At 70.6% G+C, this 25,264-nt stretch carries 28 protein-coding genes; 16 read left to right on the plus strand and 12 right to left on the minus strand.

The window, feature by feature from the left end; translation table 11 throughout:
- The first annotated feature begins 20 nt into the window (after positions 1 to 20).
- Genes KBZ12_RS00245 through KBZ12_RS00255 form a run of 3 tightly spaced genes read left to right on the plus strand, consistent with a single transcriptional unit; the run spans position 21 to position 2,496 of the window.
- Positions 21 to 1,124, plus strand: coding sequence for an iron-containing alcohol dehydrogenase (locus tag KBZ12_RS00245; protein WP_254955603.1), 1,104 nt, complete (start codon positions 21 to 23; stop codon positions 1,122 to 1,124).
- A complete protein-coding gene (locus tag KBZ12_RS00250) occupies positions 1,121 to 2,041 on the plus strand; it encodes an alpha/beta fold hydrolase (RefSeq protein WP_254955604.1) in 921 nt (306 codons plus the stop codon). The genes KBZ12_RS00245 and KBZ12_RS00250 overlap by 4 nt, the downstream gene beginning before the upstream one ends.
- Positions 2,038 to 2,496: a DUF1499 domain-containing protein gene (locus KBZ12_RS00255; RefSeq protein WP_254955605.1), complete on the plus strand. Its 459-nt coding sequence runs from the start codon at positions 2,038 to 2,040 to the stop codon at positions 2,494 to 2,496. The genes KBZ12_RS00250 and KBZ12_RS00255 overlap by 4 nt, the downstream gene beginning before the upstream one ends.
- Here KBZ12_RS00255 and KBZ12_RS18470 read toward each other — a convergent pair.
- Positions 2,447 to 3,976: an NAD(P)-binding protein gene (locus KBZ12_RS18470; RefSeq protein WP_315859267.1), complete on the minus strand. Its 1,530-nt coding sequence runs from the start codon at positions 3,974 to 3,976 to the stop codon at positions 2,447 to 2,449. The two genes, KBZ12_RS00255 and KBZ12_RS18470, sit on opposite strands and share 50 nt — an antisense overlap.
- Positions 3,977 to 3,988: 12 nt before the next feature.
- Here KBZ12_RS18470 and KBZ12_RS00270 point away from each other — a divergent pair, with 12 nt between their 5' ends.
- A complete protein-coding gene (locus tag KBZ12_RS00270) occupies positions 3,989 to 4,294 on the plus strand; it encodes a hypothetical protein (protein WP_254956003.1) in 306 nt (101 codons plus the stop codon).
- 33 nt (positions 4,295 to 4,327) lie between these two features.
- Positions 4,328 to 5,008 carry a DUF2993 domain-containing protein gene (locus KBZ12_RS00275; protein ID WP_254955606.1) on the plus strand — a complete coding sequence of 227 codons (681 nt, stop codon included), beginning with the start codon at positions 4,328 to 4,330 and terminating at the stop codon, positions 5,006 to 5,008.
- A 16-nt stretch (positions 5,009 to 5,024) separates the two neighbouring features.
- Here KBZ12_RS00275 and KBZ12_RS00280 read toward each other — a convergent pair whose 3' ends face one another.
- From KBZ12_RS00280 to KBZ12_RS00290, 3 genes are read right to left on the minus strand one after another with little or no spacing between them, the layout of a single operon-like run.
- Complete coding sequence (locus KBZ12_RS00280) at positions 5,025 to 5,942, minus strand: phosphatidate cytidylyltransferase (RefSeq protein WP_254955607.1); 918 nt, start codon at positions 5,940 to 5,942, stop codon at positions 5,025 to 5,027.
- A gap of 10 nt (positions 5,943 to 5,952) precedes the next feature.
- The gene (gene cbiT, locus KBZ12_RS00285) at positions 5,953 to 6,552 is read right to left on the minus strand and encodes a precorrin-6Y C5,15-methyltransferase subunit CbiT (protein ID WP_254956005.1); all 600 of its coding nucleotides are present in this window, start codon (positions 6,550 to 6,552) and stop codon (positions 5,953 to 5,955) included.
- A 5-nt stretch (positions 6,553 to 6,557) separates the two neighbouring features.
- The gene (locus KBZ12_RS00290) at positions 6,558 to 7,919 is read right to left on the minus strand and encodes an aminotransferase class I/II-fold pyridoxal phosphate-dependent enzyme (protein WP_254955608.1); all 1,362 of its coding nucleotides are present in this window, start codon (positions 7,917 to 7,919) and stop codon (positions 6,558 to 6,560) included.
- Between KBZ12_RS00290 and KBZ12_RS00295 the strand changes: the two genes are divergently transcribed.
- The 4 genes from KBZ12_RS00295 (at position 7,918) to KBZ12_RS00310 (ending at position 13,380) form a co-directional block, all read left to right on the plus strand.
- On the plus strand, positions 7,918 to 9,633 hold the full coding sequence (locus KBZ12_RS00295; RefSeq protein ID WP_254955609.1) for an AarF/ABC1/UbiB kinase family protein: 1,716 nt from the start codon (positions 7,918 to 7,920) through the stop codon (positions 9,631 to 9,633). The two genes, KBZ12_RS00290 and KBZ12_RS00295, sit on opposite strands and share 2 nt — an antisense overlap.
- Before the next feature lie 67 nt (positions 9,634 to 9,700).
- A complete protein-coding gene (locus KBZ12_RS00300) occupies positions 9,701 to 12,586 on the plus strand; it encodes a hypothetical protein (protein WP_254955611.1) in 2,886 nt (961 codons plus the stop codon).
- Between the two features lie 61 nt (positions 12,587 to 12,647).
- Positions 12,648 to 13,127: a hypothetical protein gene (locus KBZ12_RS00305; protein ID WP_261359708.1), complete on the plus strand. Its 480-nt coding sequence runs from the start codon at positions 12,648 to 12,650 to the stop codon at positions 13,125 to 13,127.
- Between the two features lie 73 nt (positions 13,128 to 13,200).
- The gene (locus KBZ12_RS00310) at positions 13,201 to 13,380 is read left to right on the plus strand and encodes a hypothetical protein (RefSeq protein ID WP_254955613.1); all 180 of its coding nucleotides are present in this window, start codon (positions 13,201 to 13,203) and stop codon (positions 13,378 to 13,380) included.
- A 10-nt stretch (positions 13,381 to 13,390) separates the two neighbouring features.
- Here the strand turns inward: KBZ12_RS00310 and KBZ12_RS00315 are convergent, their stop codons facing one another.
- The gene (locus tag KBZ12_RS00315) at positions 13,391 to 13,651 is read right to left on the minus strand and encodes a hypothetical protein (RefSeq protein ID WP_254955614.1); all 261 of its coding nucleotides are present in this window, start codon (positions 13,649 to 13,651) and stop codon (positions 13,391 to 13,393) included.
- Between the two features lie 138 nt (positions 13,652 to 13,789).
- On the opposite strand from KBZ12_RS00315, the gene KBZ12_RS00320 reads away from it, so the two are divergent.
- On the plus strand, positions 13,790 to 14,080 hold the full coding sequence (locus KBZ12_RS00320) for an RNA-binding protein (protein WP_254955615.1): 291 nt from the start codon (positions 13,790 to 13,792) through the stop codon (positions 14,078 to 14,080).
- A 66-nt stretch (positions 14,081 to 14,146) separates the two neighbouring features.
- On the opposite strand, the gene KBZ12_RS00325 is transcribed toward KBZ12_RS00320, so the two are convergent.
- Positions 14,147 to 15,136: an RpoD/SigA family RNA polymerase sigma factor gene (locus KBZ12_RS00325; protein WP_254955616.1), complete on the minus strand. Its 990-nt coding sequence runs from the start codon at positions 15,134 to 15,136 to the stop codon at positions 14,147 to 14,149.
- A gap of 89 nt (positions 15,137 to 15,225) precedes the next feature.
- Between KBZ12_RS00325 and KBZ12_RS00330 the strand changes: the two genes are divergently transcribed.
- The gene (locus tag KBZ12_RS00330; protein WP_254955618.1) at positions 15,226 to 15,945 is read left to right on the plus strand and encodes a pseudouridine synthase; all 720 of its coding nucleotides are present in this window, start codon (positions 15,226 to 15,228) and stop codon (positions 15,943 to 15,945) included.
- Between the two features lie 11 nt (positions 15,946 to 15,956).
- Positions 15,957 to 16,931 carry a RodZ family helix-turn-helix domain-containing protein gene (locus tag KBZ12_RS00335; RefSeq protein ID WP_254955620.1) on the plus strand — a complete coding sequence of 325 codons (975 nt, stop codon included), beginning with the start codon at positions 15,957 to 15,959 and terminating at the stop codon, positions 16,929 to 16,931.
- Here the strand turns inward: KBZ12_RS00335 and malQ are convergent.
- The 3 genes from malQ to KBZ12_RS00350 all read right to left on the minus strand — a co-directional run bounded on the left by malQ (position 16,886) and on the right by KBZ12_RS00350 (position 19,948).
- Entirely contained in the window at positions 16,886 to 18,439 is a 1,554-nt protein-coding gene (malQ, locus tag KBZ12_RS00340; RefSeq protein ID WP_254955622.1) for a 4-alpha-glucanotransferase, read from the minus strand. The two genes, KBZ12_RS00335 and malQ, sit on opposite strands and share 46 nt — an antisense overlap.
- Positions 18,436 to 19,623 (minus strand): Coenzyme F420 hydrogenase/dehydrogenase, beta subunit C-terminal domain, encoded by a 1,188-nt coding sequence (locus KBZ12_RS00345; RefSeq protein ID WP_254955623.1) that lies wholly within the window; start codon positions 19,621 to 19,623, stop codon positions 18,436 to 18,438. The genes malQ and KBZ12_RS00345 overlap by 4 nt, the downstream gene beginning before the upstream one ends.
- A gap of 136 nt (positions 19,624 to 19,759) precedes the next feature.
- Positions 19,760 to 19,948 carry a hypothetical protein gene (locus tag KBZ12_RS00350; RefSeq protein ID WP_254955624.1) on the minus strand — a complete coding sequence of 63 codons (189 nt, stop codon included), beginning with the start codon at positions 19,946 to 19,948 and terminating at the stop codon, positions 19,760 to 19,762.
- On the opposite strand from KBZ12_RS00350, the gene KBZ12_RS00355 reads away from it, so the two are divergent.
- The 3 genes from KBZ12_RS00355 to KBZ12_RS00365 all read left to right on the plus strand — a co-directional run bounded on the left by KBZ12_RS00355 (position 19,929) and on the right by KBZ12_RS00365 (position 22,101).
- Entirely contained in the window at positions 19,929 to 20,837 is a 909-nt protein-coding gene (locus KBZ12_RS00355; protein ID WP_254955625.1) for an LCP family protein, read from the plus strand. The two genes, KBZ12_RS00350 and KBZ12_RS00355, sit on opposite strands and share 20 nt — an antisense overlap.
- A 14-nt stretch (positions 20,838 to 20,851) precedes the next feature.
- Complete coding sequence (locus tag KBZ12_RS00360) at positions 20,852 to 21,520, plus strand: MarC family protein (RefSeq protein WP_254955626.1); 669 nt, start codon at positions 20,852 to 20,854, stop codon at positions 21,518 to 21,520.
- A 218-nt stretch (positions 21,521 to 21,738) separates the two neighbouring features.
- Positions 21,739 to 22,101 carry a DUF433 domain-containing protein gene (locus KBZ12_RS00365; RefSeq protein ID WP_254955628.1) on the plus strand — a complete coding sequence of 121 codons (363 nt, stop codon included), beginning with the start codon at positions 21,739 to 21,741 and terminating at the stop codon, positions 22,099 to 22,101.
- A 46-nt stretch (positions 22,102 to 22,147) separates the two neighbouring features.
- On the opposite strand, the gene KBZ12_RS00370 is transcribed toward KBZ12_RS00365, so the two are convergent.
- Positions 22,148 to 22,537 carry a type II toxin-antitoxin system VapC family toxin gene (locus tag KBZ12_RS00370; protein ID WP_254955630.1) on the minus strand — a complete coding sequence of 130 codons (390 nt, stop codon included), beginning with the start codon at positions 22,535 to 22,537 and terminating at the stop codon, positions 22,148 to 22,150.
- Complete coding sequence (locus KBZ12_RS00375; protein ID WP_254955632.1) at positions 22,534 to 22,728, minus strand: type II toxin-antitoxin system VapB family antitoxin; 195 nt, start codon at positions 22,726 to 22,728, stop codon at positions 22,534 to 22,536. The genes KBZ12_RS00370 and KBZ12_RS00375 overlap by 4 nt, the downstream gene beginning before the upstream one ends.
- 152 nt (positions 22,729 to 22,880) lie before the next feature.
- Between KBZ12_RS00375 and KBZ12_RS00380 the strand changes: the two genes are divergently transcribed.
- The gene (locus KBZ12_RS00380) at positions 22,881 to 23,258 is read left to right on the plus strand and encodes a hypothetical protein (protein ID WP_254955634.1); all 378 of its coding nucleotides are present in this window, start codon (positions 22,881 to 22,883) and stop codon (positions 23,256 to 23,258) included.
- Here KBZ12_RS00380 and brxL read toward each other — a convergent pair.
- The gene (gene brxL, locus KBZ12_RS00385; protein WP_254955636.1) at positions 23,201 to 25,261 is read right to left on the minus strand and encodes a BREX system Lon protease-like protein BrxL; all 2,061 of its coding nucleotides are present in this window, start codon (positions 25,259 to 25,261) and stop codon (positions 23,201 to 23,203) included. The two genes, KBZ12_RS00380 and brxL, sit on opposite strands and share 58 nt — an antisense overlap.
- Positions 25,262 to 25,264 lie beyond the last annotated feature (3 nt).

A 25,264-nucleotide genomic window follows, 5' to 3' on the forward strand; every position in this document is an offset into this window, starting at 1 on the left:
TCAATGATGAGAAGGCGGCCATGACGGATTCCCTGCAGACCCACGCCATCGCTCCGGCTGTGGTGCTTCGCGGTTGTGGAGCTTGGCTTGAGGCCCTGCCGCGCATCGGGGCCCTGGGCCAGCATCCGCTCCTGCTGGGGCGCAGCGCCGCCACCTATGGGCTGCGCCAGCAATTGTTCGTCGATCTGGAGCAGGCCGGTGTCCGCCCGGTGGCCAGTCAGCCCTTTCGCGACTGCTGCGACGAAGACCTTGTGCCCTTGGCCCAACACGCCCGCGCCGCCGGCTGTGATGCCCTGATCGCCGCCGGTGGCGGCAAGGTGCTGGATGCGGGCAAGCTGCTGGCCCACCGGCTCGGCCTGCCCTGCATCACGGTGCCCACCAGCGCCGCCACCTGTGCGGGCTGGACGGCCCTGGCCAATGTCTACACACCCGAGGGGGCCTTCCTGGGCGATGTGGCCCTGGCGCGTTGCCCGGATCTGCTCGTCTTCGACCACGCTCTGGTGCGGCAGGCGCCGGCGCGCACTCTGGCCAGCGGCATCGCCGATGCGGTGGCCAAGTGGTACGAGGCTTCGGTGAGCAGCGGATCCAGTGGCGATGGCCTGGTGCAGCAGGCGGTGCAGATGGCCCGGCTGCTGCGCGATCTGCTGCTGCTGGAGGGGGAAGCCGCCCTGGCGGATCCGAACAGCGAGGCCTGGGTGCGGGTGGCCGAGGGCTGTGCCCTTACGGCTGGCCTGATCGGTGGCATCGGCGGCGCCCGCTGCCGCACCGTGGCCGCCCATGCCGTCCACAACGGCCTGACCCAGCTCGCCGCCAGCCACGGCCAGCTCCATGGCGAGAAGGTGGGATTCGGGGTGCTGGTGCAGCTGTGGCTGGAAGAGCAGCTGGCCGGCAACCGGCTGGCGGCCCAGGCCCGTCGCCAGTTGCTCCCCTTCTTCCGCCGGCTGGGGCTGCCCACCGATCTCGAGGCCCTGGGGCTGGGCGGAGCCACCCTGGAGGAGCTGCGTCAGATCTGCCGCTTCGCCTGCCGGGAGGGTTCCGACCTGCACCACCTGCCCTTCGCGGTGGCCCCGGAAGACCTGCTGGCCGCCATGGTGGGCGCCACCGCCGACCGGCAGCAGGCGTGAGCGCCAGCCCCGTCAGCGCGCCCACCGGCCGCGAACTGGTCAGCGCCGCCGCCGACTCCCTGCTCGACCCCCAGGGCCGCGCCCTGGCTGCCCAGGTGCAGTGGTGGGAGCTGCCTGGGCACCCCGAGCGCTGGCCCGTGGCCGTGCTGGGGGAGGGCCCGCCCCTGCTGCTGCTGCACGGCTTCGACAGTTCCTTTCTGGAGTTCCGCCGCCTGGCGCCCCTGCTGGCGGGGAGCCACCGGTTGCTGATCCCCGACCTGCACGGCTTCGGCTTCTGCCCCAGGCCCGCCGAGCGTGATTACACCCCCGAGGCCGTGCTGCGCCACCTGGACGCCTTGCTGGAGGCCTTCGATCGCCAGGAGCCTGCTGGTGGGCAGACGCTGGGCCTGATCGGCGCCTCGATGGGCGGCGCGGTGGCGGTGGCCCTGGCCCGCCGCCACCCCGGGCGCTTCGAGCGGCTGCTGCTGCTGGCCCCAGCGGGCCTCACCGGCCGGCCCATGCCCCTGCCACCGCTGCTGGATGGGCTGGGGGTGCGGTTCCTGGCCCTGCCGTCGGTCCGTGGCGGCCTCTGCCGCAGTGCCTTTGCCAATCCCGATCAGGACGTGGGCCCGGCGGAGCTGGAGATCGCTTCGCTGCACCTGCGGGCGCCGGGCTGGGCCGAGGCCCTGCGCCGCTTCGCCCGCAGCGGCGGCTTCGCCGGCTGCGGCGCCCCCCTGCCCCCCCAGCCGCTGGCAGTGCTCTGGGGCGCCGACGACCGGATCCTGCGCGCCCCGCAGAAGCGGGCCGCCCAGGCCCTGCTGGGGTCCCGCATCACCGAGCTGGCGACCTGCGGCCACCTGCCCCACATCGACCAGCCGGAGCGGGTGGCGTCCGCCTGGCTGGGCGCGCCCTGCGCCCCGAACCCCACTCACCCATGACACCGTCCTCTCCCCTGACCCTGCCGCGCTTCGTCGTCGGCCTGCTGCTTCTGCTGCTGCTTGGCCTCCCCGGCCCGGCCCAGGCCTCGCTGCTGCACCTGGAGGGCCCGGTGCCCCAGGAGCTCGGGGTGCATGGCGGCTCCCTGTCCCCCTGTGCGGCGCCGGCCCACTGCGCCAGGGTCGACTGGAGCTTCAGCGATCCGGCGGCGGCCCTGGCCGCGCTGGTGCCAGTCCTGGTAACCAGCGAGGGGGTGCGGATCGTCGAGCGCGACGGGCCCTATCTGCATGCCACCGCCACCAGCCGGCTGTTCGGCTTCGTGGACGACCTTGAGCTCCAGGCCCAGCCCGCCGCCGGGGTGCTGCAGGCCCGCTCCAGCTCGCGGCTCGGGGATTCCGATCTGGGCGTCAACGCCCGTCGGCTGGCGGCGCTGCGGCAGCAATTGCCTGGCAGCTGAACCGTTCGATGGCGCCGCGGCGGTGCAGGAAGCGGGGCTGCTGCGGGTCCTCCAGGCTCCACCACCAGAGCCCGTCGGTGTAGCTGGGCGGGCCGGCATTGTTGGTGCGCGGCAGCTGCAGACGCAGCTGCCGCCACTCCAGCAGCACCGTGGCGCCGGGCACCGTGCCGGCGGCGCTGTTGGGGATGCCCGGGGCGTCCACCGCTCCGTTGTCGCTGGTCGCCAGCAGCAGGTCGCCGTCGCAGCGGTAGGGGACGGCGCCGGCCGCCGTCGCCAGCGCCGGCCCCCCCAGGCTGAGGCAGAGCAGCAGCAGCAGGGCCAGCAGCCGGCCCGCCAGGGCCTGGGCACTGCGCAGGGCCCCTTCGATGCGGCCGAAGCCCGGCCCCGCGATGAAGTCGCCGCAGAAGGCCACCCGGCTGGCGGGGCAGACCATGGCCGCAGGGGGAAGGCCGGGGGCCACGGGGAAGGCGGCCCCCCAGTGCATCAGTTGACGCTGGCTCACCCCTGCCAGGCCGTCGCCGCCGCTGGCCCACTCCCCGAGCCAGGGCTCCAGTGCCCCGGCGACGGCCCCCTCCAGGGCGGCCATCGCCGGGGCCTCGTCGGCCGTCACCCCATGGGCCACGACGCCGCAGCGGCCGTCGGCCAGGGGCTGGATCGACAGCCGCCGCAGCCCCCAGCGCCGCTGGGCCTGCCCGTCAAAGCTGAGCAGCCGGAAGGGCAGGGCCAGCCACCGGGCCGCCGCGGCCGGTTCGATCGTGAGCATCAGGTTGGTGCGGGTCTCCATCTCCATGCTGGCGAGGGCGGCGAGGGCCGCCTCCAGCGCTCCATCGCCCAGGCCCTCTGCCGCCCGCTGCAGCGGCACCTCCGACCAGCCGAACCGCTCCATGGCGCGGGGATGGGCCAGCAGGGTGCCGGTGAGCACCAGCCAGTCGGCCTCGCCCAGCACCGCCCCGTTGGCGTCGGCCAGCCGCCAGCCTTCTTCGGGGCGCACCGCCAGGTGCCGCACCAGGGTGCCGTAGTGGCCCGTGAGGCTTGCTGGCGGCCCCTGGGCCAGGGCCAGCAGGCCGCGGCAGAGGTCGTCCATGCCCTGGTGGCCCCGGTACAAGGAACCACCCAGCAGGGGGTCGGCTTCGGCGGGACCCAGGGTCCCGTCGGCCTGCAGCGCCGCCGCCGGCTCCCGCCAGGGCACGATCCAGCCCCCCTGCAGCAGGGGCGCCACCAGGTCCGGTTCGGGGTCCTCCAGCAGGTTGAGCAGGGGGGCTCCATGGTCGAGGTGCCAACCGGCGTCCTGGCGGGAGCGACGGGTGGCGGCCCGGCCGCCGGGACCCCGACCCGCCTCCCACAGGTCGATCGGGCCGTCCCAGCCACCGCGCCGCAGCCCGGCGGCCAGGGCACAACCGGCCACCCCGGCACCGATCACCGCCAGCGATGGCGCGCTTGGCCGCCGCGACTGGCCAGACTCAGCTGAGGTTCCAGCCATGCCGAGATGACGATGACGCCTGAAGACAAGACAATCCTGGCCGCGTCGGCCCCCTGGCTGGGGGCTCTGCTCAATGTCGTGCCTGGCCTGGGCACCGGCTACATCTACCAGCGCCGCTGGCGGGCCTACTGGATCACCACGGCCCTGGCCACGGGCTGGTTCCTGCTGGGCGCCGTGCTCGGCGCCGGGGCCAGCACGACGGAACTGACCGCCCCCGACCCCCGCAACCAGCTGGTCGGCCTGGGGGGATTGCTGTTGCTGGCGGCAGTGACGGCCGCGGAGGCCTTCCGTGAGGCGCGTCGGGCCCGGAAGGAATGAGAATCTGGGACCCCTGTTGCCCCCTGCTGGCGGATGAGCGAGACACCAGCTGGCAACCGTCCCCCCGAGGCTCCTGAATCCGCTGCCGACGCGGCCCCTGGCGGCCCCGTGATGGGCCTGCTGGCCCGGGGTCTGGAGTTGTGGCTGCGGCAGCAGTGCGAGGCCATCGATCGGCTGGAGATCCGCCTGGAGGGTTCGGGGCTGCGGCTGCTGCGGGGGCGTCTGGATGGGGTTCGGCTGCGGGCCCGGCGGGTGGTCTATCGGGCGATCGAGATCGAGGAGGTGGAGCTGCGCTGTGACGGCATCCAGCTGCGCCTGGGCTCCCTGGTGCGAAACCAGCCGGTCCAACTGGAGCAGCCCTTCCGCATCCAGGGGTTGGTGAGCTTCAGCGGCGACGGCCTCAGCCGTTCCTTCAGCACCCCGGCCTGGCGCAGCCTCGGCGATGGCCTGGCCGACGACCTGCTGGGTCTGACTCCCCTGGCCGGGCTGCGCATCCGCGAGGACCGGCTGGTGCTGAGGGCGTTTGCCAGCGGCGATCGGGAGCCGGTGGAGCGGGAGGTGGCGGTGCGAGCTGACGGCGGCACCGTCGAACTGCGCTGCGCGGAGGGGGATCCCTATGCCCGGCTGCCGATGGATCCCAACATCCGCATCAACCGGGCCGAGCTCGGTGCCGGCCTGCTGCACCTGGAAGGGGAGGCCCGGGTCTCCCCCTGAGGGCCCAGGCAGACGCTCAGCCCCGTTGCAGCAGGGGCAGCACCAGGGTCACCGCGGAATAGACCACCGCCGGCACGAACAGGTAGCTGTCGATCCGATCAAGAATGCCGCCGTGGCCGGGGATCGCATCGCCCGAGTCCTTGAGGCCTGCATCCCGCTTCATCATCGATTCGGTCAGATCGCCCACCAGGGCGAACAGGGAGACCACCGCCCCCAGCACCGCCCCGATCAGCCAGCCCCAGCGCCAGCCCAGCAGCAGCCCGCCCACGGCCCCCACCAGCAGGGCGCAGAGCACCCCGCCCAGGGCCCCCTCCACTGTCTTGCCCGGGGAGATCGGCGAGAGGGCGTGGCGACCCAGGCGGCGGCCGATCACGTAGGAGCCGATGTCGGTGGCGACGATCATCAGGCAGGCCAGCAGGGTGAGGGCCATGCCGGGGCTCCAGGGCCAGCCCAGCCCGTCGAGCGCCGGGGCCAGGGCGGGGTCGGTGAGATCCCGCAGCTTGATCCAGTGGCTGGGCAGGAAACCCAGGTAAAAGAGGCCGAACACCGAGGCGGCGATGTCGGCGATGGTGCCGGTGACCGGCTGGAGCAGCAGCCAGCCGCAGATCACGGCCCCGGACGCGGGCAACACGGCCGCCGCCACGTCTCCGGCCACGTCGCCCGCCATGCCGCCCCCCGACCAGAGGCTGCCGGCGGCCACCTGGGTGGAGACCAGCAGCAGCTGCACCGCCACCAGGGTGGTCTTGGTGGCGGGACGGATGCCCTTGAACTGGGCCATGCGGAAGAACTCCAGCAGACCCAGGTGCACGATCACCCCCACGGCGACGGTGAACCACCAGCCGCCCAGGCCCACCACCACCAGCCCGAAGCCGCCGGCCAGCCAGCCGCTCAGCAGGCGGGACAGGGAGGTGGCGGGGCGGGGGGCGGCAGGCAAGGGCTCGGACTCAACGCTCGGCGGCGATCACGAACAGCGGTTCGGCGGCGGCCAGCTTGGCCTGGCTGCCGCGACGCTGCATGCGGTGCACGGTGGCCTGCACCACCTGCACATCGTGGGCCCCCAGCTGGGCCAGGGTGTCGGTGGCCTTCACCAGACCCTCCAGGTTCACGGTGCTGATCACCAGCCGACCGGAGGGCTGCAGGGCGCCCCAGACGGCCCGCAGCACGTCCTCCAGGGGCCGGCCCACCTCCAGCAGCACCCGGTCGGGGTTGGGGGGCAGCAGAGCCAGGCCCTCCGGGGCCTCGCCGGCGTGGATGTGCAGGTTGTGGATGCCGAAGCGCTGCCGGTTGCGTTCCAGCAGGTCGATCGCCTCCGGATCCCGCTCCAGGGTGTGCACGGCGCCGGCAGGCATCAGCCGGGCGATTTCCAGGGCCAGGGCGCCGGTGCCGCCACCCACGTCCCAGACCAGCGAATCGGCGCGGGGGCGCAGGTGGGCCAGCAGCATCACGCGCAGCTCCAGTGGCGTGGGGCTGAAGCCCGGGGCGTCCTCGAAGGCGCTGTCCGGCAGCCCGGGGGTGACGAAATCCCAGTGGAAGGGGTTCGGCAACGGGCTCACGAACCGACCACAACGCTCACCGTATCAGCGATCTGGCCGGGCCAGAGACGCCGCTGCTCCAGCAGCCAGTCGGCGCGGGCCGCATCGATCCGCTCGCCGGGCACCAGCAGCGGAATCCCCGGCGGGTAGGGGCAGATCAGTGCCGCCGCCACCCGGCCGGCGGCCTCCTCCAGGGGTACGGCCTCCGCCGGGCTCCGCCAGGCCACGCCGATCGGCAGTTCCGGCGCCGCCAGCAGCGGCAGGGGGGGCGGCGTGAAGGGGGGCAGGGGCGGCCCGCCGAGGGCCCGGCGCAGCTCCTGCAGCTGGCGCGGCAGACGCCGCACAACCCCCCGGGGCGGGTTCAGTCCCAGGCAGAAGGTGAGGGCGCCGGGTTCCGGCAGCTCCGCGATCACCCCCCGCTCCAGCAGCCAGGTGTCGGCCTCCAGGCCGTTGATCCCCAGGGGGGCGGTGGCCAGCACCAGGCGCAGGGGATCGCCGTTGGCCACCAGCGGCAGGCCCAGGCCTTCCAGGCGCTGGCGCAGTCGTCCGGCCCGGGCCACGGCCCGCTGGCGCTGACGCCTGCCGGCGGCGCTGGCGCCATGCTCAAGGGCCGCGGCCGTCGAGGCCAGCAGCAGGGCGCTGGGGCTGGAGGTCTGCAGCCACAGCAGGGTCCGCGCGATGGCGGCCGGTGGCACCCGTTCGCCCTGGGCCAGCAGGGCGGCGCTCTGGGCCAGGCCGGTGCCGCTCTTCTGCACGGAGAGCACCACCAGATCGGCGCCGGCGGCCAGGGCTTCGCCGCCGCCGTGGGCCTGGTCCACCAGCACCGGCAGGCTGGCCCGGTGGGCCAGGGCCACCAGGGCCGGCAGATCGGCCGCCAGCCCCTGGTAGGTGGGATCCACCAGCACCAGGGCCGCCGGGGGGCTGCCGCCATCCGCGGCGGCCGCCGCCAGCACCCGCTCCAGCCGCCGGGGCTCCGGCGGTTGCCACAGGCCGGTGACGGGATCGCTTGGCAGGTCGTACAGGAGCGGCTCGATGCCGCCCAGCACGCAGCCGTGCAGCAGGCAGCGATGCAGGTTGCGGGGCAGCAGCACCCTCGACCCCGGTGGGCAGAGGGCGAGCAGGGCCGCCTGCAGCAGCCCCGAGGCCCCGTTCACCCCGAACCAGCAGCGCTCCGCCCCCAGCAGGGCCGCCGCCCGTTGCTGGGCCTCGGCCACGGTTCCCTCCGGTTCGAGGGGCCCGCCGAAGCCGGGCAGTTCCGGCAGATCCCAGCTCCCCGGAGGCTGACGCAGCAGTCGGCGCAGGGCCGGGGCCAGGGCCCGGCCCCGGCCATGGGCCGGTAAGTGCAGGGCCAGCGGCCCTGGCCGCCAGAACGGGCCCATGGAGCACGGAACGCAGTTCCTAGAGTCTGGCCATCACTGCGGCAGGACCCTGTCAGAGGTCGTCACCCCCACGCCCACCTACGACCCCAACGGCGATCTGCGCTGGCTGCTGCTGCGGCCCTGGGTTCTGGTGGCTCGGCTGACCGTGGTGCTCTGGCGGCTGGCCGGGCTGACCCTGCGGCTGGCGGTTCAGTCGAGCAGCACCGATGCCCGGGTGCAGCAACGGCTGGCCCGCGCCATCCTCGAGACCCTCAACGACCTGGGGCCCTGCTTCATCAAGGTGGGACAGGCCCTCTCCACCCGCCCCGACCTGGTGCGGCGCGACTGGCTGGAGGAACTGGCCCGTCTGCAGGACGATCTGCCCCCCTTCTCCCACGCGGTCGCCCTGGCGCTGATCGAGGAGGAGCTGGGGGCCCCCGCCCACCAGCTGTACGAGGAGTTCCCCGATTACCCGATGGCGGCGGCCAGCCTGGGGCAGGTCTACCGGGCCCGCCTGGCGGACGGCCACTGGGTGGCCGTGAAGGTGCAGCGGCCCGACCTGCCCTTCATCCTGCGCCGCGACCTGGTCATCATCCGCTCGCTGGCGGTGCTGGGGGCCCCGTTCCTGCCCCTGAATCTGGGCTTCGGCCTCGGGGCGATCATCGATGAGTTCGGCTCCACCCTGTTTGAGGAGATCGACTACCGGCGCGAGGCCGACAACGCCGAACGCTTCGCCACCCTCTTTCTGGACCACCCCGAGGTGACCGTTCCGGCGGTGGTGCGGCCCCTGAGCAGCCGCCGGGTGCTGACCACCAGCTGGATCAACGGCACCAAGCTGCAGAGCCGCCGCGAACTGGAGGCCCACCATCTGGATCCGGCGGCCCTGATCCGCACCGGGGTGATCGCCGGCCTGCAGCAGTTGCTCGAGTTCGGCTACTTCCACGCCGATCCCCATCCGGGCAACCTGTTCGCCCTGCAGGGCAAGACCAACGGCCTGGGCCATGTGGCCTATGTCGACTTCGGCATGATGGATTCGCTCAGCGACTCCGACCGCCTCACGCTCACCGGGGCGGTGGTGCATCTGATCAACCGGGATTTCGTCGCCCTCGCCAGGGATTTTGTGGCCCTGGGCTTCCTCAACCCCAGCACCCCCCTGGGGCCGATCGTGCCGGCCCTGGAAGAGGTGCTCGGTGGTGCCCTGGGGGAGAACGTGGGCAGCTTCAACTTCAAGGCGATCACCGATCGCTTCTCGGAGCTGATGTACGACTACCCGTTCCGGGTGCCGGCCCGCTTCGCCCTGATCATCCGGGCGGTGGTGAGCCAGGAGGGGCTGGCGATGCGGCTCGACCCGGACTTCCGCATCATCCGGGTGGCCTATCCCTACGTGGCCAGGCGCCTGCTGGCCGGCGACACCGCCGAGATGCGCGAGAAACTGCTGGAGGTGATCTTCGACAAGGACGGCCGCCTGCGGGTCGAGCGACTGGAAAACCTGCTGGCGGTGGTGGAAAACGGCACCACCTCCACCGATCTCCTGCCCGTGGCGCGCGACGGCCTGCGGCTGCTGCTGGGCAAGGAGGGCACCAGCCTGCGCCAGCGGCTGCTGCTGAGCCTGGTGAGCCACGACCGGCTGCACACCGACGATCTCAAGGCGCTGCTGGGTCTCATGGGCCGCACCTTCTCGGCCCGAAAGCTGGCCTCTGGCCTGCTGGCCCGCCTGAATCCGCTCGCCGCCTGAGGCCCCACGGGTGCGCTGAGCGCCGGGTCAGGCGAAGCTGGATCGCGACCCTGCCTTCTGCGGCCCCTTGACCGAGGCTCTGCTGCTCATCGCCCTCCTGCTGCTCCTGGCCGGGTGGATTCTGCAGACCCTCTCGATGGAGCGGCGCCTCAGGCGCCTTGAGCGGCACAGCGCCTCCCTCAGCCAGCGTTTCTTCGCCCTCTCGCTCTGGAGCGAGGCTCTTGAGAAGCGACTGGCCGGTGAACCCTGGCCCGGCCAGTCGGGAATCGCCCCGGCGGAGGAACCCGCGGCGTTGGCCCCAGCCCCAGCCCGGGCCCTGGACGCCGCTGTGGAGCCTGCGCCCGCGCCGGTGCCCTTGGCACCGCTGCGGCCGGCCAGGGGCGCGACCCGACCCTGGAAGCGGATCGAGCGCCTGCTGGTGGAGAACTGGAGCGGCCTGCTCGGCGTGCTCGTGGTGGTGGCCGGAGTCACCTTCATCACGATCCATGCGGGGTTGCGGCTGGAGGCCAGGGAACGGTTCCTGGTCACCCTGCTGGTGGGAGGGCTCCTGGTATTGCCGTCGCTGCTGTGGGGCCGGCGGGAGCGCTGGCGCGATCTCACCGATGGCCTGCGCAGCGGTGGCGGCGCCCTGGTCCTGTTCGCCTGCGCCGCCGCCGGCGGGTTGCCCCAGCTCGGTCTGCAGTGGGTGGAGGTTCCAGCCCAGGCCCTGGCCCTGCTGGCCGGGGGCGTTGCCGTCAACCTCGGCCTGGCCGCCATCGCCCGCACCGCCACGATCGCCTCCCTGCACGTGGCCGTGAGCCTGGTGCCCCTGGCGATCGCCCCCCAGGGAGGCCCGGCCCTGGCGATCGCCACCGCCATCGCCCTGGTGGGCTCCGAGCTGCCCCTGCGGCATCGCTGGCAGCGGCACCGGTTGGTGGTGAGCTGGGTCTATGGCCTGTTTCAGGTCGGCTGGTTTCTGGCCAATGGCCCGGCGCTGGCCGTCTCCAGCGCCCTGTCAACCGGCGCCGCCCTGGCGGCGGTGCTGGTGTTCGGCCTGGGATTGCTGCGGCTGCACCGGCCGGGGGCCGCGCCACCGCGGCTGCAGGCCCTGCCCGTGGCCCTGCTGCTGAGCCTCTGGGGCGGCCTCGGCCTCGCCCTGCTGCTCTATCCCCGTGAGGCGGCCGCCAGGGCCGTGGCCCTGGCGCTCAGTGCCGCCGTGGCCCTGTGGCTGGGGCGGAACGCCCGGCGGCGCGGCCCGCGCTGGCTGGCCCTGGGCGATGGGCTGGTGGCGCAGACCCTGGTGCTGGCCGCCCTGCTGAGCCTGGCGCCCCTGATCGCGGATGGGCCGTTGCTGGCCGGTGTGGTGTTGCTGGAATGCCTGCTGTTCCTCGGCCTGGCGGTGCGGGAGGACGCCGAGCCCCTGCGCCGCATCGGCTGGTGGCTGAGCGTGGCGGCGAGCCTGCTGCTGGCGATCACGGGCCTGGTGGCGGCGCTGCTGAGCCGCGATCCGGTGGCCCAGCTCCAGGCCGGAGCCGTGCTCACCGGCGGGGCCGCCCTGACGGCCGGCATGCAGGTGCTGCTGCAGCGCCGTGGCGTGCCGCTGCCCCTGCCGCCCCTGCTGGGCTGGCTGGCCGGCGGCCTGCTCGCCGTGGGGACGGGGCTGGTGGTGCCGGAGGACTGGCGCTCCCCCCTGAGCCTGGTGGTGATGGGGGCCTTCCTGGTGGCGGCCAGGCGCTGGCGCCCCCCGGGCCTGCTGCTGGGCGTCAGCGTTGCCATCGCGGCGGCCCATGGCTTCGGCTGGCTGGCGCTGCTGGCCCAGGCCCCCTGGCCGGCGATGGCCCTGCTCGCTCGCCTGCTGCCCCTGGCGCTGCTGGCCCTGCTGTTGATGCGCTCGGGCGGCGGCAGCCGCCAGCAGTGCCTCGGCCTTGGTCTGCTGGGCATCGATGCGGGGCTGGGGGCCCTGTGGTGGCTGGAGCCGGTCTCGCCCCTGCTGCCGGGCGTGGCCTGGCTGCTGCTGGCCGCCGGCACCCTGGCGGCCACCCACCGGCTGCGGGGGGCGGCCGTGCGGGCCGGCCTGGTGCTGTCCCTGGTGTATCTGGCCGGTTTCGGCGTCACCTTTCTGTTGGTGATCGGACCGAGCCAGGAGCTGGTCACGCTCGGGGCCCTGCAACTGCGGGGCCGCTGGCTGGTCGAGCTGCTGGCGATCGCCGTGTGTCTGCACGGCTGGTTCTTCCGGGCGGGAGCCGACCTGGCGCGGCTGCAGATCTGGCAACGGGTGCAGCCCTGCTTCCTCGAGGGTGCCCTGCTGGGCGTGGGGCTGACGCTGCTTGGGGAGATCAGTGCCCCCTGGCGACCCGTCGCCTGGTCGCTGCTGGCCCTGGTGCTGGTCTGCCCGGCGCTGGTGCGGCTGTTCGCCATCCGCCTGCAGGTCTACGGCGTGGTGGCCTACTGGCTGTCGGTGCTGGCGCTGGTGCACACCCTTGGTGGTGGCCTGTCCCCCTTCCCCCCGGTCAGTGGCACCGCCCAGGCCGCCGGTGTGGTGGCGATCGCCCTGCAGACGGCCTTCGTCGTGGCCTCCCACCGCTGGCTCGACCTCGAACGGCTGGCCCAGCCGGGTGGATGGCCGGTTCTGGTCTGGATCGGAGCGCCTGTGGCCCAGCGCCGCAACCTTTGGCTGTACTACCCCCTGTTCGTGGCCGTGGCCCTCGTGCTGGCCAGCGGCTACGACCGCGCCCTGCTGACGCTCCTGTGGACCGGCGAAGCCTTCGCCGTCTACGTGCTCGGGGTGGTGCTGCGGGAGCCCCAGTTCCGGCTGGTGGCCCTGCTGGGCCTTGGGGCCTGCCTGCTGCGGTTGCTGGCCATCGACATGGCCCAGGCGGACCTGGGTCTGCGGGGTCTGGTGTTCATCGGCGTGGGCCTGCTGCTGCTGGCCCTGAACGCCATCGTTCACCGCCTGGGGAGCCGATTCAGCTGACGGGGCGGCACCGGCGCCTAGGGTCGGGCGCGATCGCCTCCTGATTCCTTCCGTGACCCAGCTGCTGGCCGCCCTCTCGACTGCTCCGGTGACCCTGCAGCAGGCCGGGCTGGACCAGGCCAGCGGTGATTTCGGCGATCTGGATGCCCTGGAGATCCTGCTGGAGTACGCCCCGCTCACCTACCCGCCCTACATGTTGGCCGGCATCGGCCTCGCCATGGCCGTGCTCTGCGGGCTCACCTTCGCCAAGATGATCCAGAACCGGCTGGAGGGCTGGAAGCAGGACAGGCTGGCCCTGCTGCCGATCTCCAACCTGGAGACGACCCTGCCCTACGCAGGTCTGGTGATCGGTGTGACGCTGTTCATCGGCGCCAGCCTGCAGGTGTTCGGCTTTGCCGCCGGAGCGGCCCTGCTGGTGGCCTTCGTGCTGTCGCTGCTCACCGGTGGTGCCCTGTGGGTGCAGCTGGAGCGGCTGATGGCCCAGGTGCAGGAGGGCACCTTCCGGGCGGTCGACTTCGATAACTTCGACCAGTTCTTCTGATCCCCCTGTGCGGGTTGCCGTCACCCGCCCACCGGCAAGACCTCGTAACGTAATGAAATATCGCCCCAGGGTCATGGAAGCCTCTCTCTCCATCAACCGCCAGTTTTCGATCGCCGTTCACTCCCGTGCCATCGACAGCTGCAATGACATTGAGGAACTGCGCACGGTCGCCAAGACCCTCCTGTCGGCCTGGCAGCACCAGGCCGAATTCAGCGAGCATTACGGCGCCCAGCTGCTCGGCATCCGCAAGTAAGCCGAGAAGCTCAGGGAGCTCCGGTTCCGTTGTTCCCCTCTTCCTCGCGCCCAGCATCGGAGCCGCCGGCGCCCCTTCGGCGCCACAGCTTCAGGCCGACGCCTCCCCACAGCAGGCTCCAGACAAGGAAGGTGATCAGGGTTCCCACCTGGCCCCCTTCCAGGTCGTAGACCCTGACGCCGATGAGACCGGCATCGATCAGCGAGCCGCCCACCCCCCAGCCGAGCACCCAGAGCGCCACCAGGGCGATGGCCGTTGCTTGCTCCTTCATCGTTCGCCTTGCCCAAGGGCCCCAGCCTGCCAGTCCAACCAGGCTGTACGCTTCTACTGATTCAAAGATTTCTCTTCGGCGAGTGACAACGTCCGGATAGGGCTATCGACGAATCGGTTCATAATTGTTTCTCTGTTCATGACGATTTACGTTGGAAACCTCTCCTTCGATGCGGAGGTGGAGGATCTCAACCATCTGTTTGCGCAGTATGGAGCGCTGCGTAACTGCAGCCTGCCCCTCGACCGGGAAACCGGCCGCAAGCGCGGCTTCGCCTTCGTTGAGATGGCCAATGAGGCCGACGAAACCAAGGCCATCGACGACCTTCAGGATGTCGAGTGGATGGGTCGGATGATCCGGGTCAACAAGGCCCAGCCCCGCACCGGTGGTGGTGGCGGCGGTGGCGCCGGTGGCGGCCGTCCCCGTTACTGATGGCAGGCCTCTTCTGCAGGTGCAAGGCCCCCGGAAACGGGGGCTTTTTTGCTGGGCCGTGCTGGCTCAGGCCACCAGGTAGGCCTCGAGGGAGCGGGAGTGGTGGCGGATGCCTTCCAGGGCACGTCGCTCCAGGTTGCGGGTCTTGTCCCGGCTCATGCCCAGGCTGCGGGCGATGCCGGTGAGGCTCATCGGTTCTTCGCCGTCGATGCCGTAGCGCATCTTCAGCACGCGGCCCTGCAGGTCAGGCAGCTGCTCGAGCAGGGCCCGCAGGTCCCCCTTGAGGCACTCGCCATCCACCAGCTCGGCCGGCAGCAGGTCGTCGCCGGAGAGCAGATCCAGCAGCTCGGTGTCCTCGCCATCGCCCACCTTTGTTTCGAGGCTCACCGGCTGGCGGGCGCGGCAGAGCAGATCCTTCACTTCCTCTTCGGGCAGTTCCACCGCCACCGCCAGCTCGCTCAGGGTGGGGGTGCGGCCCAGCTCCTGGCTCAGCTCCCGCTGGCCCTTCTTGAGCTTGTTGAGCGTTTCGGTGATGTGGATCGGCAGCCGGATCGTGCGGCTCTTCTCGGCGATCGCCCGGGTGATGCCCTGGCGGATCCACCAGTAGGCGTAGGTGGAGAACTTGTAACCGCGGGTGGGGTCGAACTTCTCGACGCCCCGCACCAGGCCGATCGTGCCCTCCTGGATCAGGTCGAGCAGCTCCATGTTCCGCTTGGTGTACTTCTTGGCCACGCTCACCACCAGGCGCAGGTTGGCCGCCACCATCCGCTCCTTGGCGCGGCGGCCGGCGTGGAGACGCTTGCGCAGCATCGCCGGGGTGAGGCCCGCCTCGGCGGCGAGCAGCTCGGGGCTGGGCTCCTCACCACCGGAGCGGAGGGTGAGTTCCTCGCGCATCTCCTCGAGGGCCATCAGCTCCTGCACCTGCCGGCCCAGGGTGATCTCCTGCTCATGGCTCAGCAGCGGCACCCGGCCGATGTCGCGCAGGTAGGAGCGCAACGAATCGCCGGTGGCCACGAGCAGGGACGCGGACGAAGCGGTGACGGTGATCGAAGGCATCGCCCCTTGTTACGAAACTAGTTGGTTTCGTAACTCTACCATCACTTTGCGGACTCGCTCCGACCTGGAGCGGTCCGCAGAATGGGGTCATGGCTGCCGACCGTCTGCAGAAACTCGTTGCTGCCGCAGGGCTCTGCTCCCGCCGGGAGGCGGAGACGTGGCTGCGCGAGGGCCGGGTGCGGGTCAACGGAGACCTGGCCCAGCTGGGCGACCGCGCCGATCCCGCCTGCGACCGCATCAGTGTCGACGGCCAGCCCCTGGAGCTGCCCGGCACCACCGTGACGCTGCTGCTCAACAAGCCCCCCGGGGTGCTGAGCACCTGCCATGACACCCACGGCCGCCCCACCGTTCTGGACCTGCTGCCGCCGCAGCGGCGCCGCGGTCTGCATCCGGTGGGCCGGCTGGATGCCGACAGCCGGGGCGCCCTGCTGCTCAGCAACGACGGCGACCTCACCCTGCGCCTCACCCATCCCCGCTACGGCCATCGCAAGACGTACCAGGTGTGGGTCGAGGGATCGCCGCAGCCGGCCACCCTGGAGCACTGGCGCGCCGGCGTGCCCCTCGATGGCCTGCCCAGCCAGCCGGTGGAGCTGCACCGGCTGCGCCACCACCGCGGCGCCACCCTGCTGGAGCTGGTGCTGCGGGAGGGCCGCCACCGCCAGATCCGGCGCACGGCGGAGATCCTCGGCCACCCGGTGCTGGATCTGCGGCGGGTCGCCGTCGGTCCGGTGCAGCTGGGCGATCTGCCGGAAGGATCCTGGCGTGAGGTCGAACCGGGAGAATGGGGCCACCTGGCCGTCGCTCCCTGAGCCCCCCTTCCTTGCCCACTCCGGCCAAGCCCTTGCTCCAGCGGCTGCGCGAGCGCCTGCCGGGCCGGCGCCGGCCGCTGCGCCCGGTCGTCGAGGAGCGGCCCCAGGATGCCCTGCTGCTCGCCGGCCAGCAGCTGCGCCAGGCCCGGGAGAGCCGTGGCCTCGGCCTGCGCCAGCTGGCGCTCGACACCCGCATCAGCACCGCCGTGCTGGAGGCCCTGGAGCGGGGCTGGCGGGACCGGCTGCCGGAAGCCGCTTACCTGCGCACCATGCTTCCCCTGCTGGAGCACCATCTGGAGCTGCCCGGCGGCTGTCTGGACGGGGTGCTGCCTCCGGAGCAGGACCGGCGCCAAGGGCGACGGCGGGACTCGGTACTGCTGCGCTTCACCCCCGGCTCGATCGATGTCTTCACCACCTGGCAGGGCACGGTGCTCTACGCGGTGCTGTGCGCCGGGCTCCTCTATGGCCTCAACCTGCAGCAGCGCCAGCTGGCCGCCCAGGGCCTGAATGCCCTGCGGCCGATCCCGCCCCTGAGTGCCGCCCAGACCGACCAGGCGAATCTGGAGGATGCTGACCGGGCGATCCTGGGCGCCTACCCCGACCTGCGCCCCCTGGGCAAGGCCGCCGCCGGCCAGGGGCTGCAGCGGCTGCGGCGCGAAACCAGCCAGAATCGCCCTGATCTGGCCCTCGGCCTGCTGCGCCTGGAGCTGGCCAAGCCCACCCGGGTGTCCCTGCGCAGCGACCGGGGCGTGGAAACCAAGCTGCCGGCGGTGCAGGGCAGCCTGAGCCTGCCGGTGCTGCCCCCCTTCAGCCTGCGGTTGGAGCCGGCCCCGGCGCCCGGTGCGGTGCGCTGGAATGGCCGGCCCCTGGCGCCGGCAGCGGCGGCGGCCGCCGATCCCGGCGCTGTGGTGGCCACGCCCCAGGACCAGGCCCAGTTCCTCTACCCGCCCCCGGCTGCGGCTGCCTCCCCGCGCCCCCGCCCGTAGCGGGCCGCCATGGCCCCGAAGCCCTGCAGGGGCCCCGAAAGAGCGGCCACGGGCTGGGCCAGCCGCCAGCTCCAGTTGCCTTCGATCGTGCCGGGCGTGTTGAAGCGGGCCTCATCGCCGAGCTCCAGCAGGTCCTGGAGGGGCACCACGGCCAGCTCGGCCGTCGAGGCCAGGGCCAGCTCCAGCAGCTGCCAGCTGGGCGCCCGCACCTCACCGCCCACCAGCGCCGCGACCCGTCCCCTGGCGCCGTCGTCGAGGTCCCGCCACCAACCGAGGCTGGTGGCGTTGTCGTGGGTGCCGGTGTACACCACCCAGCGGTTGCCCTTGTAGTTCGCCGGCAGGTAGGCGTTGTCGTCGTTGCCGTCGAAGGCGAACTGGAGGATCTTCATTCCGGGCAGCTCGAAGCGATCGCGCAGGTCCTCCACCGCCGGGGTGATGACGCCCAGGTCTTCGGCGATCAGCGGCAGACGGTCGCCGGCCAGCAGCCGGCCCTGGCGGCGGCAGCGCCTCCAGAGGCGGCGCAGCAGGGCGCGGCCGGGGGAGGGTCGCCAGGTGCCGTGTTCGGCGGTGACATCCGCCCCAGGCACGCTCCAGTAGGCCTCCAGGGCCCGGAAGTGATCGAGGCGCAGCAGGTCCATCAGCTCCAGCTGGCGCTGCAGCCGTTGCAGCCACCAGCGGAAGCCACTGAGGCGATGCGCCCACCAGCGGTACACGGGGGTGCCCCACAGCTGGCCGGTGGCGGCGAAGTAATCGGGCGGCACGCCGCTCTGCTCCACCAGGCCCCCATCGGAGCGCAGGCAGAAGAGGTGCCGATGGCTCCAGACATCGGCGCTGTCGTGGGCCACGTAGAAGGGCAGATCCCCCACCAGCCGAATCCCCTGGGCGTGGGCCCGCTCCTGCAGGCGGTGCCACTGGCACTGGAGCTGCCACTGCAGCAGGGCCTCCTGCTGCAGGGCCAGGCTCTGGGCCTCGACCAGGGCCCGCAGGGCGGGGGGCTGGCGCCGGGCCAGGGGTTCGGGCCATTCCCACCAGGGGCGTCCCCCCTGCAGGCGGCGGATCACCATGAAGCGGCAGTGGTCGACGAGCCAGTAGCGCTGGCGCTGCTCCCAGTGATCGAAGGCGTCCTGGCGCGGCTGGCTCTGGTCGGCCCAGCGGCGCCCCAGGGCCACGGCGATCGCTGAGGCCCGCTCCGCAGCGGCGGCCGGATCGAGGCGATCGAGGGGCCCGGCGGGCAGGGCGTCCCGGTCGGCGGCGGTGATCAGGCCCTCGGCCACCAGATCGTCGGCATCGATCAGCCAGGGGTTGAGGGCCGAACCGCTGGGGGAGCTGTAGGGGGAGCCGGTGGCATCGGTGGGGGACAGGGGCAGCAGTTGCCATACCCCCACCCCCTCGGCGCCCAGCAGATCAATCCAGTTCCGTGCCGCGGCGCCGAAGCTGCCGCAGGCCGGCGTGCCCGGCAGGGCGGTGGGGTGGAGCAGCACCCCGCAGGCTCGAGGATCGCCGCTCATGGCTGGGGCAGGCGGTAGCGGGCCACGATCTGGCGGGCGAAGGCGGGGATGTGGGCCTCCACCTTCTCCGGGTGGTGGCGCTGCAGCCAGAGGGCGTTGCGCGTGAAGTGGGAATCGATCGAGAAGCGGCCGTACTCGAGCCCCTTCGGCCCGAAGCGCTGCACGAACACCCCCACCAGTTCGGCCAGCCACATGGGCAGCTTCAGCGCCTTCTCGTAGGCGTCGATGCCCTGCTGCACCGCCTGGCGGCGGTCACCGGAGCTGGTCACCGGCGAAAGATCCAGCTCCGGTTCGACCAGATCCAGCAGCTCCTGGCCGAGGGCATTGCGCACCGTGACCCACTGGCGGCCGAAGGTGGCGCCCATGTAGCCCACCACCAGATCGGCGCCGGCGTTGGTGTAGTCGAAGCAGCTCAGGCAGCTGGGGGCGAACACGTCCTTGAGGGCGGGGGTGTCGAGGCCGAAGAAGGGCACCGTTTCCTCCTGGCCGTCACTGTGGCGGAAGTGGATGCGGAAGTCCTGCATGAACTCGTAGTGCACCACCGTGTCGGGGGAGCGGCTGGCGCTCTCCAGGAAGGTCTGCAGCCCGTCCCGACTGACGTTGTCGACGCAGGGCAGGCCGAGCACGTAGAGCTTCTGCAGGGGCAGGGTGGCCTGCACCGCCCGCAGGGCCTGGATCTGGCAGCCCACGCCGATGGCCAGCAGCCGTTCGATGCCGCTGCCCGGCAGCTGCTCGAGCACCTCCAGGTTGGGGGAAAGGGTGGGCTTGTTCACCCGCGCCGCCAGCACCTGCTCGGGGGTGCGGGCCAGCACCGGCACCGGCGTGAAGCGGTCGTCCTCGCTCTGCTGCACGCACAGCACCGCATCCACCAGGCCGCTCTCCAGGGCCCGCACGCCGATACGACTGACGATGCCCGTCCACTGGGCCCCCTCGATCGGCTGGTGCAGGCGGGCGGTGACCATGCGCTGATGCACGCCGAAGTAGAGCTCGTTCTCGTCGTCGAGACGGCGGCTGCGGCCGTGGGCCTGCTCCTCCATCGCCTCGAAGCGCTGCTCGAGGAAGGCGCAGGCCCGGCGCACGTAGGCCACCCAGCGGCTGTCGCAGAGGCCGCAGTCGCTGCAGAGATCCTTGGCCGGTTTGGGGCTGCCCTTGGCCAGGGGTCGGGCTCGATCATGCGGCGCCACCGACGACGGCGCCGGTGAAGGAACGGAGGACAAGCGGTGGTGGGTCGCGGTGGCTCGACGCTCAAGCTATCCGTCCTCTCGCTCTGATGCCGCCGCCCTGCGATGGTCTCCGGGGCCATGGGGGGCGCCGCCTGCGTCAGAGTGCCCTCCAGCACCCCTCCGTTTCGGCCCCGATGCCCGCCCGCCGGAAGCCCCGCCGCCCCGCCGAATCCCCGGCACCCGGAACCGGAACCCCCACCACGACGTCCACGGTGACGTCCACGGTGCCGGCCCCGGCCCCGAAGCGGCCCCGGCTGAGCGGGCGGATGCTCAGGAGCCTCGGCATCACCGCTGCCGGCGCCGTGGTGGGGATGGCCACCCTGGGGCTGCTCTGGCCGATGCCGGACCGGGCCCTGGCCCCCACGTCGGAGATGGGTCCGGCCAGCCTGGCCGCCCCGCCGGCGCGGCCCATCACCCTGCTGGTGATCGGCAGTGATGCCGAGAAGGTCGGCGAGCCGATCAACAAAGCCGCCCCCGCAGGGCCGGCGAACGCCGATGCCCTGGTGTTGGTGCGCATCAATCCCGAGGGGCCCCTGCAGGTGCTCAACCTGCCCACCGAAGTGGCGGTGAACCTGCCCGGCCAGAAGGGAGTGAAACGGCTCGGTGAGGCGTTCCGCCTCGGGGGCGTGGCGCTCACCGCGGATGCGGTGCGGGAGCTGGTGGGGCTGCAGTCCCCCGCCCCCGACCGCTACCTGGTGCTCCCGCGGGGGGCGCTGAGGGATCTGGTCAACGGCGTGGGGGGCCTGGAACTCAGCCCGCCCCGGCGGATGAGCTACACCGATAAATCCCAGAAACTGACCATCGACCTGGAGGCCGGTCTGCAGCAGCTGGGTGGCGCCAAGGTGGAGCAGCTGGTGCGCTTCCGCGACCCGTGGCTGGGCGACGCCGGCCGGCGCAGCAACCAGCAGCTGGTGGCCAGCAGCCTGCGGGAGCGGATGCTGCAGCCCGAACGGCTGGCCAAGCTGCCGTTCCTGGTGAGCCAGCTGCAGCCCAAGGTGGAGACCAACCTCTCGCCGAGTGAGACCCTCAGCCTGCTGGCGGCCGGACTGGATGGCAGCAAGCCTGTGCAGTTCGCCAGCCTGCCGCTGAAGCCCGCTGAGGAGAAGCACAAGGGCCTGCGCCAGCTGGATCCCGGCGCGAGCCCACCGCTGTGGAAGGAGCCGGCGGCCCCGTAGCGATACTGGGCGCCATGGCCATCTCTCCCGAGCTGCTGGTGCCGAGCACCTTCCAGCACTACCTGCTGGGGTTGTTCGCTGTGGCGAATAACTTCCCCGCCATCGGACCCTTCCTCACCCTGAGCCAGGGATTGCCCAGCAGCCAGGTGCGGCGGGTGATTCGCATCACCACCTTGTCCAGCCTGCTGATCATGCTGGCCGCCTACTTCCTGGGCACGGCGGTGCTGCAGTTCTTCGGCATCAGTGTGAGTGCCTTCCAGATCGCCGGCGGCCTGCTGCTGGGATTCAGCGGCCTGAGCATGCTGAATGCCACCGATCCAGGCGATTCGCACGAGAAGAACTTCGATGTCTCGCACATGGATGTGGGGCAGATGACCTCCTCGGCGATCGTGCCGATCTCCCTGCCCCTCACCGCCGGCGCCGGCACGATGTCGACGATCACGGTGTACGCCGAAGGTGCTCACACCCTCAGCCACCGCATCGCACTGTTCGCGGCCATCTTGGTGATGGCGAGCCTGATCGGCCTGATGTTCACCTTCGCCACCCGCCTCACCAAGATGCTCGGCCATGTGGGCATGACGGTGCTGATCAAGGTGATGGGGCTGTTCACCCTGGCGATCGGGGTTCAGTTCATCGCCACCGGGGCCAGCACCATCCTCAGCCTGGTGACGTTGAAGATGTGAGGACGGCCGGGACCCCCCATCGGCCCCTGACGTTCAGTCGGGCCGTGCGCGCCTTCGGAAGCTGAATCCGGCGGGCTGGGATTCCTCGCTGCCGTTGGCCTCGATCGTCTCGCGGCCACTCTCCAGCTCGGCAGGTCGAGTTTCACCGGGTAGGGGTGGCTGCTGCCGGCGGGGCCGGGATCGAGCACGTGGGAGTCGGCGCTGCGGCGCAGGTCGCCGTGGGCCTGGCGCTCGCTGCGGGAGCGGCGGGATTCTCCGCAGGCGGCTTCCAGCTGCTGCTCAAGGCCTTCGTCAAGCCAGATGGTAAGCAAAGATTCCTTCATGACCTTTATTGTGACCTCCCTGGTCTCCTCGCTTGGCAGTCAACCAACCTTTGGAGCTGTCAGCATGAAGGACACGCCTTGCAGGTTGCCCGAGCGACGCGCATCACGGTTTCGGATGTGCTCGAGTATCTGGCCGGTGGCATGAGCCAGGATAAGATCCTCAGTGATTTCCCCGATCTCAGGCCAGAACATATTCAGGCGGTGCTGCGCTACGCCGCTGAGCGGAAGAAGCGTCTCAGCGAACTGACTGTCGCCTGAGTAGCGCGATCAAGTTCGGCCTGCCCAATCCGATCGGGCTGCCGACCTACTCACGTGCAAGTGCCTCGGGCCCTGCTTCCGGCTCTACCAACCCTTGCTCCATAGCCACGGCGGCGAGGCGACGATCCTGGGTCCACAGGTGGCAGCCGCTCAAGCGGGCGGAGGCGAGCAGGTGGACATCGACATAGCCGACCCCTCGGCCCATCAGCTGGTCGCGCTCGATCAGCAGCAGCACTTCCTCGTCGCTGGCTACCACGGCTGCCGGAAGACCCTGCAGAAGACTCAGCACCTGCCCGCGATCGCGCAGATTCCCGCAGGCCAGTTCGCCCATCACCCAGGGATGGATCAGCACCTCGCCATCCTGCAGGCGCGTGGCGAGGCGCGGCAAGCCACAGCGCAAGTGGTTCACCCACACGGAGGTGTCGACGAGGATCACATCGGGCTGCGGCGACGGGGGATCGGCTCCAGTGCGGCTTCACTGCCTCCCAGCGCTGCGAGCCGCTTCGCGCTTTCGCGTTGCACCAGGGCCCGAAGGGCTTCCTTGAGCAGGGCGCTGCGTTCCAGATCTCCGCACAGCTGCTCGGCCCTGGCGAGCAGGTCATCGTCGAGCGTCACGGTGGTTCGCATGCTCTGTCCTGAGCGGTCATCAGTCTAAGCATCATTTGATGACGCATTTGATGATCACGGCACCGGTGGCGATGTCCGCCTCTTTCGCACGAAGGCTGCCCTGGCGAGCGATGGGGGCGGCGATGCTGCGTTCCGCAACCGCTCTGTCCCGCGTGGCCAGCCCCATCCAGCAGGCCGATGCCGCTGGAGGCCTCGGCCTGCTGGATGGGGCGATCGTGAGTGCGTTCTGCCTCCCGCAGCCGCTGCCTCCCGGTGAGGAGCCTCTCTGGGATGGCCTCCGGGCCCTGCCGCTGGGGCGGCTGCGTCTGCAGCTGGTGGCCGCCGCGCCCGCAACGCGATGGGTGCTGCAGCCCCCCAGGGGCGCTGCTCCGCTGCTGCATCAGGCCGTGATCGCCCGGGGCTTCACGGTGGAGCTGACGGAAGTGGCGGAAGCCGAATTTGAAACACCGTCGCTGAAGATTCGGGACAGCCGTCAGGGCTTCATCGCGATGAAGTTGATCTCGCAGCCTTTCACCAGCCGGGCCTCCTGAACAACGGCGGCGGCGTTGAAGGCGTTGAACTCAAACCATTGGAAGAGGTCGAGCCCCCGATCCAGGGTGATTTTCCAGCCTGTGCTGGCGGTGATGCTGCGGGCGTGGAAGTTGGGGCTGGCATCGATCTCCCAGGTGAAGGGGGTGCTGGTGCCGGCAAAGGAGTCCTGCACCTGGCCGAGGTTTTCCACCTGCTTTTCCATGGATTCCTGGTCGGAACTGGTGATCAGATGCACGCTCACCTCGTCGCCGATGGGGGTGATCTCGTTCACCATGCGCAGGAACTCCACCAGGTTGCGGATCTGGTGGAAGGCACGGATGTAGGGATCCCGAATGATGATGCCACTGGCGCCGATCAGGTAGTCGCCAAACAGGCGCCGGTAGCTCCAACCCCTGGAGTTTTCAGGGACGACCAGATGGTGCTCCTGGAGAGAAGAGGTGGAAAGTTCCGGTGTTTCCTGCGGGGCCTGTTCAACGGGGCCCGGGGCATCAGGCTGCTGAAGGCGGGGTCCAGAGAAGGCGGGGTACTGTTGCTCTTCCGGCGTCAGTACCAGCACCTCAGTGCCGGATTGCTGATTTCTGTAGGCGAAGTCATTGGGTTTGAAGGTGTCGTCGATTCGCAGGATCTGCTCCCGCACCCGGCGGCGACACTCCATGGCGAAGTTCAGTAAGTCACCGATCTCCTCCGGGGTGGCCTTGCCGTTGGGATGAAGGATCTTCATCAGCCCGGAGAAGGTCTTCTCAAAGCCGGTCTGGTCGCGGGTGGAAACTTCTGAGGTGACCTCAAAGAAGGGCTTGTAGAGGCCGGTGTAGTCCTCGGTGCGCAGGTGCTTGAGCACTTCGGCGATGTAGTCGACCACGAAGCCATAGCCGGTGCAGAACAGCTCGTGCCGAACCGGTGCCACCTCCCAGCCGGGGTTGAAGGCGTGGATGCGATCGAGGAAGGCTGAATCGATGTACTTATCGGGCAGGGGCTCGTAGAAGTGGGAGTGCTTGAGCATGTAGGCCACGGATTTCTGGGTGTTGCCCATGAACACCATCGAGGCTTCCGCAGTGAGCTGCTCGATACCGCGTGAAAAGGTGCGGTTGGCCATGTAGTTCTTCATGATATCCACCAGCGTCTTGTCAACTTTTTTGTCTTTGCCGGCGAACTCATCGAAGCAGATGCAATCCCAGTAGCCCACCAGGCCGATCTTGCCGTTGGCATTGCTGACGAACAGCTTGGGGGCGGTGACCTCCGATCCGGAGATCAGCATGCCGTGGGGGGAGAACTCGGCAAAGATGTGGGATTTACCGGTTCCTTTGGGGCCCAGCTCCAGCAGGTTGTAGTTGCGCTCGCAGTAGGGGATCAGCCGGATCAGGGTGAGCAGCTTGGCGCGGCGGCTGAAGTGTTCTGGATTGAAGCCCACGCTCTGCATGAGCACATCCATCCATTCATCGGTGCTGAATTGAGCGCGGGCGGCGAGGAAGGCCTCGTGATCGACACCCGCCACCTGAATCGGTTTGACACCGGCGATCTGCCATGGGCTGGACTTGGGGTCAACGGGGAGCTCGTACTCCACATCGGTGATCGCCCAGATGCCGCCCACCAGCAGTTTGGGATACCGCTTCACGTAGGAATCGTCGATCGGCACCTTCTTGATGCCGAGGTTGGTGAACTCCACCTCGTGGAACCCTGCCTTGTCGTTGAAGGTCACGGTGAGCTTGTCGATCACCTTATGGGTGCCCTTGTCCTTGATCGTGGATTTCACCAGCTCCGCCTGGTTGCGGTGCACGTAATGCTTGGCCAGGATGCGACGTACCGTACCCAGCCCCTCGGCGATCAGGGTGGGGTCATCGGTGGCGCAGTGCTGTCCGAGCAGATATTCGAGCACGTAGGTGGGTACCACGGCGTTCTGCTTTAGCTCGGTGGTGAGGTCCTTGCGCACCACCAGGCCAGGGAAGTGCTCAAGAATCTTCTGATCCAGGGGGCTGTGGGCTGCGGGGGTCGTGGTGGGGGTCATGGA

It is taken from the genome of Cyanobium sp. Cruz CV13-4-11, assembly GCF_024346055.1.
GTDB lineage: Bacteria > Cyanobacteriota > Cyanobacteriia > PCC-6307 > Cyanobiaceae > Cyanobium.